The 10,675-nt window shown below is 69.9% G+C and carries 6 protein-coding genes; 4 read left to right on the top strand and 2 right to left on the bottom strand.

Annotation, left to right across the window (positions count from 1 at the left end; translation table 11 throughout):
• Nucleotides 1-2,377, bottom strand: a 2,377-nt coding sequence (locus AB0H88_RS33645; protein ID WP_357651616.1) for a polyketide synthase, incomplete at its 3' end; no start/stop codon positions are given.
• Nucleotides 2,370-7,112 (bottom strand): SDR family NAD(P)-dependent oxidoreductase, encoded by a 4,743-nt coding sequence (locus tag AB0H88_RS33640; protein WP_357651614.1) that lies wholly within the window; start codon nt 7,110-7,112, stop codon nt 2,370-2,372. The genes AB0H88_RS33645 and AB0H88_RS33640, both read right to left, overlap by 8 nt.
• Nucleotides 7,113-7,339: 227 nt before the next feature.
• Here AB0H88_RS33640 and AB0H88_RS33635 point away from each other — a divergent pair, with 227 nt between their 5' ends.
• From AB0H88_RS33635 to AB0H88_RS33620, 4 genes are read left to right on the top strand one after another with little or no spacing between them, the layout of a single operon-like run.
• On the top strand, nt 7,340-8,200 hold the full coding sequence (locus tag AB0H88_RS33635; protein ID WP_357651612.1) for a 3-hydroxyacyl-CoA dehydrogenase NAD-binding domain-containing protein: 861 nt from the start codon (nt 7,340-7,342) through the stop codon (nt 8,198-8,200).
• Between the two features lie 2 nt (nt 8,201-8,202).
• On the top strand, nt 8,203-8,457 hold the full coding sequence (locus AB0H88_RS33630; RefSeq protein WP_225300458.1) for an acyl carrier protein: 255 nt from the start codon (nt 8,203-8,205) through the stop codon (nt 8,455-8,457).
• A 32-nt stretch (nt 8,458-8,489) separates the two neighbouring features.
• Nucleotides 8,490-9,602 (top strand): acyl-CoA dehydrogenase family protein, encoded by a 1,113-nt coding sequence (locus AB0H88_RS33625; RefSeq protein ID WP_357651610.1) that lies wholly within the window; start codon nt 8,490-8,492, stop codon nt 9,600-9,602.
• On the top strand, nt 9,599-10,672 hold the full coding sequence (locus tag AB0H88_RS33620; protein WP_357651608.1) for an HAD-IIIC family phosphatase: 1,074 nt from the start codon (nt 9,599-9,601) through the stop codon (nt 10,670-10,672). Before AB0H88_RS33625 ends, AB0H88_RS33620 begins: the two co-directional genes overlap by 4 nt.
• Nucleotides 10,673-10,675 lie beyond the last annotated feature (3 nt).

The raw sequence follows: 10,675 nt of genomic DNA, 5'->3' as shown, positions 1-10,675 counted from the left end.
TCCCCGTCTCGGCCTCGCCGGAGCGGCCCACGGCATGGACGACCGTCCTCGGCGGCCGGTCCATGCCGCGCAGCAGCAGGTCCAGGTCTCCGGGGTCGTCGGGACGGACGGTGAACCCCGTTCGGGCGTCGCCGCCGAAACCTGACCCTGGTCGCGCGGCCACCACGTCCGCGCCCGCCCGGCGGAGCCGTTCGACGAGGTCCGCGCCGAACCGCTGCCCGGCGAGGACCAGCCACGGACCGGCCGCCCGCAGGTCTGCGTCGCGGTCGGCGATCCCCGCGGGCGCGTGCCGCCACCCCGGAACGTAGGTCCAGCGCGACAGGTCGTCCACGCGACCGTCGACGGCCGCGGGCGCGGGGGGCGCGGCCTCGATCCAATAGCGGCGCCGCTGGAAGGGGTAGGTGGGAAGCGGAACGCGCCGGCCGCCACCGGGGTGCAACGCGGCCCAGTCCACGGAGGAGCCCGCGAGCCACAACCGGGCGAGGGTGGCCAGCTGCCAGCGCGCCGCGCTCTGTCCTGTCACCGGCGCGATGCTCAGCCGAACCTGTCCCTCCTCCTGCTCGGGCGCCTTGAGCCGCTCGGTCACCCGCGTGACGAGCCGGGCGGCACCCTCGCCGCCGCTCACCCGCCCGAGCCGGCCGCCCATCCGCGTCAACGCGGTCAGAAAGGCCACCACCGCCTCGACCGGCACGGAGTCCGCGTCGACCGGCTCGATCAGCTCTCCGGTGATCTCTCCCGCCGCCAGCCGCAGCTCCTGCCACCATTCCCCGGGTACGGAGGAGGGCTCGGGCAGGTCGATGTCGATGAGCGGATCCCGGCTGCGGGTCTCCCCCGCCAGCCGTCGCGCGGGATCGGCCAGCGCGGACACCGCCTCGGCGACGTCGGCGCACACCACGGCCCGCCGTACCGGGAAATGCGCCCGCGATTGCTGCAGCGTGAACGCGACGTCGTCGAGGCGGAGGCCGGGGTTCGCCGCGAGGTGATCGGCCAGGTCGCGCGTGGCCATGTCGAGCGCCGTCTCGTCCCGGGCCGACAGGAGGAGGAGCTGCGGGCCGGAGCGCCGCGGCGACTCCGGGCGCGCGGGCGGCTCCTCGATCACCACATGCGCGTTGGTGCCGCCGAGCCCGAAGGAGCTGACACCGGCACGGCGAGGATGGGCCGACGCGGGCCACGGCCGGTCTTCGGTGAGCACCGTGAACCGATCGCGGACGGCGGCCAGGGCCGGGTTGGGGCTGGTGTAGTTGGGCGTGGCCGGGAGTACCGCGCGGTTCATCGCCATCATGGCCCGGATGAGGCTGCTGGTGCCCGAGGCGCGGTCCAGGTGACCGATGCTGGGTTTGACCGAGCCGAGCACGATCGGCCGCTCACGGGCGGCCGGGAACGCCCTGGCCATGGCCGCGAGCTCGATGGAGTCTCCGAGCATCGTGCCTGTTCCGTGACACTCGATATAGCTGATCGTCTCCGGACGGACCCCGGCGAACGAGACGGCCTGCCGCATCACCTCCGCCTGCCCGTCCACGCCGGGCGCGGTGTATCCGGCGCAGGCCCGGCCGTCGTTGTTGACGGCCGAGCCGAGGATCACCGCTTCGATGTGGTCGTTGTCGGCCAGCGCGTCGGAGAGGCGTTTCAGCACGACCACGGCCACCCCGCTTCCCACGACGCTGCCGCGGGCGTCGGCGTCGAACGCGCGCACCACGCCGTCAGGGGCGAGGATGTCCCCTTCGTGGTAGGTGTAGCCGACGCCCTGCCCCAGAGGGATGAAGCTGCCTCCGGCCAGCGCGAACTCGCACTCGTAGTTCAGCAGGCTCTGCACGGCCAGGTGGACCGAGACCAGCGACGTCGAGCAGAAGGTCTGCACGGTCACACTGGGACCACGCAGGTCGAGCTTGTAGGAGAGCAGCGACGACAGGGAGTCCCGTTCGGTGCCGATCGCCATCAGCAGTGTGCCGCCCGGCTCCGCCATCAACCGGCCGGCCGCCTGCAGCGCGTAGAGGGAATACCCGCTGCCCGCGAAGACGCCACCGCGACCGGGGACGGCCATCGGCGAATAGCCCGCGCGTTCCAGCGCCTCCCACGAGACCTCCAGGAACAGCCGGTGCTGCGGATCCATCGCCTCGGCCTCGATCCTGGAGAAGCCGAAGACACCCGCGTCGAACATCTCGACATCCTCCACCCCGCCGGCCACCCGGACGTAGGACGGGTCGGCGAGCTGGGCCGGACCGACGCCGGCCTTGAGGAGCTCCTCCTCGCTCAACTCGCGGAGTCCGGGCCGGCCGGCCGCGAGATTGGCCCACAGCTCGTCCACGGAGCCGGCCCCTGGGAATCGGCCTGACATGCCTATCACGGCGACCGCCGCGTCGTAGTCGACCTCACTCACCGTCTGTTCCCTCCCGTACGCTGGCACGTCGTCTGGCCAGCCGCTGCTGCCGCTGCGCGGCGTGGTCGTCGGTGACCTGGTCACCGGTGCTGTCAGGGTCCGGCGCGGCGCTCGCCGCGACGGCGGCCGCCAGTGTGCCGACCGTCGGGGACTGATAGATCACGTGGGCGGGCAGGCGGTCGAGTTCGAGCACCCGCCGGATCGCCGCGATGATCCCGACCCCGATGAGCGAGTTCCCGCCCAGGTCGAAGAAGCTGTCGTGGACGCCGACCTGGTCCACGCCCAGCGCCTCTCCCCAGATCTCGGCGATGACGATCTCCGTCTTGGTCTGCGGCGCCAGGTACGGAGTGGACAGGTCGGGCCGGGCGTGCCGGGCGTCACCCCTGCCCCGCGTCGCCGCGGTCTGGACGTCCTCGATCGTGTAGTTACGACTGCCCGCGACCTGCGCGGAGAAGTCCTGGGTCGACACCACCACATACGGGTCCGGCCGTTCGAGCGCCCGCAGCAGGCAGCGCCAGCCCTGATCGAAGTCGATGCCGAAGCGCTCCCTGTGCTGCCGGTAGAACTCACGCAGCACCGGTTCGTAACCGTCGAGGCCCGCCTCCCAGCCGTTCCACTGCCACTCGCCCCAGCCGATCGACACCACCCGGGTCCTGGCCAGCGGCTCGCTCTGAGCGAAGGCGTCGAGGAAGGCGTTGGCCGCGGAATAGTCCGCCTGGCCGAGCGCGCCGGTGACGGAGGCCACCGAGGAGAACAGCGCCAGGAAGTCGACGGGAATGTCCGCCAGCGCCTTGGCCAGCGCCAGCGTCCCCGCCACCTTGGGGGCCAGCACGCGGTCGATGTCCTGCGCGGTCTTGAACTGCATCATGCCGACACCCGGCACTCCCGCCGCGTGCAGAACGCCGTTGAGCTCCCCGTACTCCCGCCTGGCAGCGGCGACCGCACGGTCCACGTCCTCCTGGATCGCGACGTCTCCGGCGATGACGGTGAACTCCCCGCCCAGCGCCGCGAGATCGGTGAGGCCCTGGATGCGCCGCCGTACCTCTTCGGTGGCCTGGGGGTCGGCCAGGATCGCGGGCCACTGCTCCCTTGACGGCACCCTGGTACGACCCAGCAGCACAAGCCGGGCCTGGTAGTCCTTGATCAGTCGTTCGGCCAGGGCCAGGCCGATACCGCCGAGGCCACCGGTGACGAGGTAGACGCCGCCCTGCCTGATCGTGCTGACCGGCTCCCGCTCCTGGTGGTGTTCGGGGATCTCGGCGATCTCGTAGTCGGGGACCCAGCGGCGGCCGTGGCGCAGGGCGATGGTCTGGTTGCCGGGCTCCGAGCGCAGCTCCGTCATCAGCGGGAGCAGCGGCGGCGGCTCGCCCTCGACGAGGTCGATCATCCGCAGCGTGACGCCGGGGCACTCCACCGGGATGATCGTGCACGGCCCGAACAGGGTCGCTCGCTCGGGGCGAATCCGCTCGACGCCGGTGACGGGATAGACGCCCGAGGTGACGACGTCGAGCTTCCACCCCCCGGCGCCGGCGTCCAGCGCCGCCCTGGCCAGCGCGATCAGCGTGTGGGTGCCGCGCAGCAGGGTGTCCCGCACACCGTCGGCGCCGAGCGTCCACAGATGCAGCACCCGGGTGGGCAGCCGGTCCTGTTTGCGCAGGGCGGCGAACAGCTCCAGGGTGTCGTCGGAGTCTCCCGGCCTGATGCGATACCCGTCGGGCCCCTCGGCGAACGCGGGCCCCGGCCGGACCAGGGTGAGGTTCCCGGACAGGCGCTCGGCGATCAGCTGGGCATCGCCGTCGTCGGTGAACACCAGCCAGGTCTCGTCGGCCTCCGCCAGCGGGAGCGGGGGCGTCCGCTGGCGCCACACGGGCAGATTCATCCATTGGGACTCGGGCAGCAGGGGCAGGGTCTCGTACTCGCTGATCAGCTCGTCGGCGCTGAGCTCGTCCGCGTGCTCGTTCTGCGCGCGCGGGCCGTGTCCCGCGTTGAACCAGTACTCCTCGCGCTGGAACGGGTAGGTGGGCAAGGGCACCCGTCCGGGCGTCCGCTCCTGGTCGGCGTGGTGGTAGGCGTACCAGTCGATGCTCACGCCGTTCAGCCACAGCTCGCCCAGAGCCTCTGCCACGGTCCTGTCGTCGCTCTTGTCCTCGTGCGCGGAGGGAAGCGTGGAGATGATCAGCGGCCACCGCGAGCGATCACAGTCGGCGTGGGCGCGGGCCATCGCGCCCAGCGACCGTCCGGGACCGATCTCCAGCACGGTGATGTCCTGGCGCCGCAGCAACTGCGCGAGACCATCGGCGAACAGGACGGGCCGGCACATGTGCCGGGCCCAGTAGCCGGGGTCGGTGACGAGCTCCGCATCCGCCATGCCACCGGTGACGTTGGACACGTAGTCCATGGTCGGAGCGTTGAGCGTGATGTTCTCGGCGACCCACTTGGTCAGCTCGTCCATCACCGGGGTGAGCATCCGGGAGTGGAAGGCGTGCGTGGTGTCCAGCTCACGGCAGCCGATCTGGGCGGCCCTGAGCTCCACCGCCAGAGCCTTGATCGCGGTGACGGGTCCGGCGACCACGACCTGTCCCGGGTTGACCGCGGACAGGTCGATGCCCCGCTCGTCCAGGTCCGGCACTCGGGCCGACAATTTCTCCCAGGTGAGGCCGACGGCCAGCATCCCGCCGCCGGGCAGGCCGGCGATGAGCTCGGCCCGGCGGGCGACCAGCTTGACGGCGGCCGGGAGCGACAGCACCCCTGCCAGGCAGGCGGCGACGTACTCGCCCACGCTGTAACCCAGCACGGCGGTGGGCTGGATCCCCCAGTCCATCAGCGTTCTGGCCAGGGCGTACTCGGCGGCGAACACCGCGGGCTGGGCGGCTCGCGTGTCGCTCAGCGAAGACGGCGCGCCCGTTTCCGCGCGGCCGAGCAGCGCGGCGAGGTCGAGACCCGCGTCGGCGCGATCGCCGGTGAGCCCTTCGAGCACGTCGACGGTGGAATGCTGGGCGAGCAGGTCGAGCACGTGGCGCAGGTGCCAGCGGAACACCGGCTCGGTCTGGTACAACCCCGCGACCATGCCCGCATAGTGCTCGCCGACCCCCGCGAACATGAAGGCGACCCGGCGACCTCGCGAGGGATCGTGGCGGGCCAGGAGCGTGGCCTCGCCGGCCGCGCTGCCGGCGAACGCCGCCGCCGCACCGGCCGCGTCGTTGGCGACGCACACCCGGCGGTGGCCGAACAGGGCCCGTCCTTCCTGCAGGGTGAAGGCGATGTCGGCCAGGTCCTGGTCGGTGGTGCGGGTCAGATGATCGGCCAGCAGCGCGCGATACTCCTCGGCCGCCCGCTCCGACCTCGCCGACAGGGGCAGGACGTTCCATGAGCGTTGCGCGGACGGCCGTTCCCGCGGCTCCGGCGCCTCCTGCAGGACGACGTGCACGTTGGTGCCGCCCATCCCCAGCCCGTTCAGCCCCGCCAGCCGCTGCCGGCCGAACTGCCGCGGCCACGGGACCGCCTTGCCCGCCACGTAGAAGGGACTACGTGCGAAGTCGATCTCCGGGTTCGGCGTCTCATAGTTCAGCGATTGCGGGATCAGCTCGTGCCTGAACGCCTCCACCACCTTGATCAGACCGGCGACGGACGCCGCCCTGTCCAGGTGCCCGATATTGGTCTTGACCGAGCCGATCGCGCAGTACTGGCGGTCCAGCAGGGCCTGGCCGGACCGCTCCTGCTCGGTCTCCCGGAACGCCCGGGTCAGCGCGGCGACCTCGATCGGGTCGCCCAGCTCCGTCGCCGTGCCGTGCGCCTCCACGTAGGAGATGTCACGCGGCGAGACCTCGGCGTCGGCGAGCGCGGCCGACACGGCGGCCGCCTGCCCGACCACGCTCGGGGCCGCGTAGCTGAACTTCGCGGCGCCGTCATTGTTCATGGCCGAGCCGCGGATCACCGCGAGCACGGTGTCGCGGTCGGCGAGGGCGCGGCGCAGCGGCTTGAGCACGATCACCGCGGCGCCGTCACCGAAGATGCCGCCCCGGGCCTGCTCGTCGAAGGTCCTGACGTGCCCGTCCGGTGAGGCCATCCCGCCCTGGACGTAGAGATGGCCGACGCGGTCGGGTACGCGTACGCAGACGCCACCGGCCACGGCCAGCTCGCACTCGTCCTGGCGCAGGCTCTGGCAGGCGAGGTGGATGGCCGCCGCCGAGGTCGAGCAGAACGTCTGCACCGACACCGCCGGCCCGGTGAGGTTGAGGCGGTAGGCGGCCATGGTCGCGAGGGCGTCCTTGTCGTTACCGGTGATCAGCTCGTAGGGATCTATCCTCCCCAGCACCTCGGGGTCGGCGAACCGGTCGATCATGTACATGCTGATGTTCATGCCGGCCCACAGGCCCACGCGGTCACGGTTGTCGGCCCTGCCGTACCCCGCCTGCTCCAGCGCCTCCCACACGACCTCGAGGAAGACACGCTGCTGGGGGTCGGCTATCTCCGCCTCCCTGGGGCTGAAGCCGAAGAACCCGGCGTCGAACCCCCTGATGTCATCGAGAACGGGCCGCACCTTCACATAATCGGGATCGGCGATCAGCCGCGGGTCCACGTTCGACGCGCGTAGGTCTTCGTCAGTGAAATGTGCGAATGACTCGACGCCATTCTTGATGTTCTCCCAGAATTGCGCCACGTTCGCCGCGCCGGGAAAGCGACCGGACATGGCGATGATGGCGATGTCGTGGTCACGAATCGATTGTTCGAACATCAGGCTCCCTCTGCCCGTCACGCCCCGTGCGAAGCGCCTTTTATCCTTCGTCGGCCATGGCCCACGCTCGGGCAATGGTGTCCCGCGACGTCTCGGGCGGTCCAGGCGATACGCGCTGTCAGCATGCTGCCAACCGTGAACTGCCAGCAGCGCGGGCCGTTTTCGCCCGTTGACACGACCGTGCGTGCCGACCAAGAATTCCTCGACATCAGCAGGATGGAGGGGCCATGGCTTTGATGGGCGTTGTCGGCATGGGCGTCATGGGCGTCGGTGTGGCACAGAATCTCGCACAGGCGGGGCACCGGGTCGTGGCCATGGATCGAAGCACCGACATTCTGGAGAAAGGCCGCGGCCTGCTCGCCCGGAATTTCCGGATGAGCGAAATGTTCGGCGGCCCCAGGCTCGACGTCTCCGCCATGATGAATGCCATCACCCTGACCGCCGACCTGGGCGAGCTGGCCACGGCGGAAATCGTGGTGGAGAACATCACCGAGAATTTCGAGCTCAAGCGCGACGTCTACCTGCGGCTCGACGAGATCTGCGGGCCGGAAACCCTTTTCGTGGCGAACACGTCGGCGATTCCGATCACCAAACTGGCGAGTGTCACGCGACGGCCGGCCCAGGTGGCCGGCGTGCACTTCATGAACCCGGTGCCGCTGAAGCCGGTGGTCGAGCTCATCCCCGGCTACCACACCTCACCGGAGACCCTCGATCGCGTCCGGACGCTGCTGAAGGAGATGGGCAAGCAGCCCATTCAGGTGAAGGACGCGTGCGGGTTCGTCTCCAACCGCGTCCTGATGCTGACCGTCAACGAGGCCGCTTATCTCGTGTACGAGGGCACCGCCACTGCCGATCAGGTCGACGAGGTCTTCCGCGGCTGCTTCGGCCATCCGATGGGGCCGCTCGAGACCGCCGACCTCATCGGTGTCGACACCATCCTGTACAGCATCCAGACGTTGTACGAGAACTTCGCGGACAGCAAATACCGCCCCTGCCCGCTGCTGGCCCAGATGACGGACGCCGGGCTGCACGGACGCAAGTCGGGACGGGGCTTCTACACCTACAACCGGTTGACAGCGGAGGCTTGACCATGGGCGACTACACCGCCGAGACCATCAACGACTTCATACACGGACGTTTCCCGGACGCCGCGTTCACCAACGACGACGACATCTTCTCGCTCGGGTTCATCAACTCGCTGTTCGCGATGGAGCTGGTGATGTACATCGAGCAGAAGTTCAGCGTGACCATTCCCAACGACGAGCTCAAGTTCGACAACTTCCGCACCGTGAACTGCATGGCGGAGCTGGTTCACCGGCAGGCGCTGCCCGCCGTAGGGCAATGACGGCTTCGACGCCCCCTCGCACGCTCGACCAGGTGCGAGATCGCGCGTCGGCGTGGCGCTTCGTGCGCGACCACATCGCGGCGACCGCGGATGAGTACGACCGCCTCGGCCGGGTTCCCGAGCCGCTGCTCGACGCGATCGGGGCGGCCGGTCTGTGGGCGCCGTTCCTGCCCGTCGAGGTCGGCGGCGGCGGCGTCTCCTACGCCGCTCTCGGCGCCATCCACGAGGAGATCGGGCGCGGCTGCTCCTCGGTGCGCAGCCTGCTCACCGTCCACACGATGGTCGCGTTCGCGGTCGATCGCTGGGGCACGGAGGATCAGCGCCGGCAATGGCTGCCGTCGCTGGCGTCGGGCCGGGTTCCCGCCTCGTTGTGCGTCTCCGAACCTGAGGTCGGCAGCGATGCCACCCGGATGACCACCAGCGCCCGACGGGTCGGCGGTGGCTGGGTCCTGAACGGCACGAAGACCTGGATCACCGGAGGCCGGCGCGCGGGGTTGTTCCTGGTCTTCGCCCGCAACGGCCCCGCGATCACCGCGTTCCTCGTCCCCCGCGAGACGCCCGGAGTCGAGATCACCCCGATCGACGACATGCTGGGGACACGGGCGAGCATGCTCGCGACGGTCACCCTGAGCGACGTCCCGGTAGCGGCCGACGCGCTGCTCGGCCCGGAGAGCTTCGCGGCGGGCATGGTCCTCACCGGCACGCTCGACCTCGGGCGCTTCAGCGTGGCCGCGGGCTCGGTCGGCATCACGCAGGCCTGCCTGGACGCCTGCGCGGACTACACCTCACAGCGCCGGATACGCGATGTGCCGCTGCGTGAGCTGCAGCTCATCCGCGCGAAGATCACCGACATGGTCACGGACGTCACCGCCGCCCGGCTTCTGTACGAGCGAGCCGGCCGGCTCAAGGACGCCGGTGACGCGCAAACGATCATGGCGACCTGGATCGCGAAGTACTTCGCCTCCACCGCCGCCGCCCGGCACGCGGCGGCGGCGGTGCAGATCCATGGCGCGAACGGGGCCAGCGCCCGCCATCCGGTGGCGCGCTATTTCCGCGACGCGAAGGTCATGGAGATCATCGAGGGCAGCTCCGAGATCCAGCAGATCACCATCGCCGATGCCGCCTACCAGAAAGCGATGCCATGACGGTTGACAGCGACGCCGCACGCCGGGGCCGGATCAAGTGTGTGGTGTGGGACCTCGACGACACCCTGTGGGACGGCGTACTGCTGGAGGACGGGGAGGTCTCGCTCCGGGACGACCTGGTCCAGCTGATCCACGAGCTCGACCGCCGAGGCGTACTCCACTCCGTGGCCAGCAAGAACGACGAGCAGACCGTACTCACCAAGCTACGTGAGCTGGGGCTGGAAGAGATGTTCGTCTACCCCCAGATCGGCTGGAGCGCCAAGTCCACCTCGATCGCGAGCATCGCGAAGAGCCTGAACGTCGCCACGGACGCGCTCGCCTTCATCGATGACCAGGAGTTCGAACGGGCCGAGGTGGCGCACGTTCATCCCGGCGTCCTGTGCCTCGCACCGGGGGAGGTGATGGAGGCGGCGGACACACCGGAGTTCACGCCGCGCTTCGTCACCGTGGAATCTCGGCACCGGCGGGAGATGTTCCGCGGCCAGATCGCGCGGGAGGAGTCCGAGCGGACCTTCCACGGGACTCCCGAGGATTTCCTGGCCCACCTGGGCATGCGGTTCGTGATCCGCCGCGCCACCCGGGACGATCTCCAGCGGGCGGAGGAACTCACCGTCCGGACCAACCAGCTGAACTCGACCGGCCGCACCTACTCCTACGAGGAGCTCGACGAGCTGCGCAGCAGCGCCGACCATCTGCTGCTCGTCGCCGACCTCAAAGACATGTTCGGCGATTACGGAACCATCGGGCTCGCCCTGGTCGAACGCGGCCCGCGGCACTGGCATCTGCGCCTGCTGCTCATGTCCTGCCGGACGATGTCCCGCGGGGTGGGAACGATCCTGCTCAATCACGTGATGAGCGAGGCACACGCGGCAGGTGCCCGGCTACGCGCGGATTTCGTGGAGACCGGCCGCAATCGCGTCATGCAGATCACCTACGCCTTCGCGGGCTTCACCGAGGTCGGCCGCGAAGGCCCGAACGTGGTCCTCGAATCCGATCTCGAACATGTCCAGCAACCCGCGCCCTACGTCGATGTCGTCGTCGACCGTACGCCCGAGCAGACGAGGATGTGAGGC

The organism is Nonomuraea sp. NPDC050680, assembly GCF_040654555.1.
GTDB lineage: Bacteria > Actinomycetota > Actinomycetes > Streptosporangiales > Streptosporangiaceae > Nonomuraea.
This window is presented reverse-complemented; position numbering and strand designations above follow the sequence as displayed.

What these genes read in the sequence shown, in the direction of transcription:
- AB0H88_RS33630 (WP_225300458.1), top strand. Translation starts at nt 8,203, where the DNA reads ATGGGCGACTACACCGCCGAGACCATCAACGACTTCATACACGGACGT.
- AB0H88_RS33640 (WP_357651614.1), bottom strand. Translation starts at nt 7,112, where the DNA reads ATGTTCGAACAATCGATTCGTGACCACGACATCGCCATCATCGCCATG.
- AB0H88_RS33620 (WP_357651608.1), top strand. Translation starts at nt 9,599, where the DNA reads ATGACGGTTGACAGCGACGCCGCACGCCGGGGCCGGATCAAGTGTGTG.
- AB0H88_RS33635 (WP_357651612.1), top strand. Translation starts at nt 7,340, where the DNA reads ATGGCTTTGATGGGCGTTGTCGGCATGGGCGTCATGGGCGTCGGTGTG.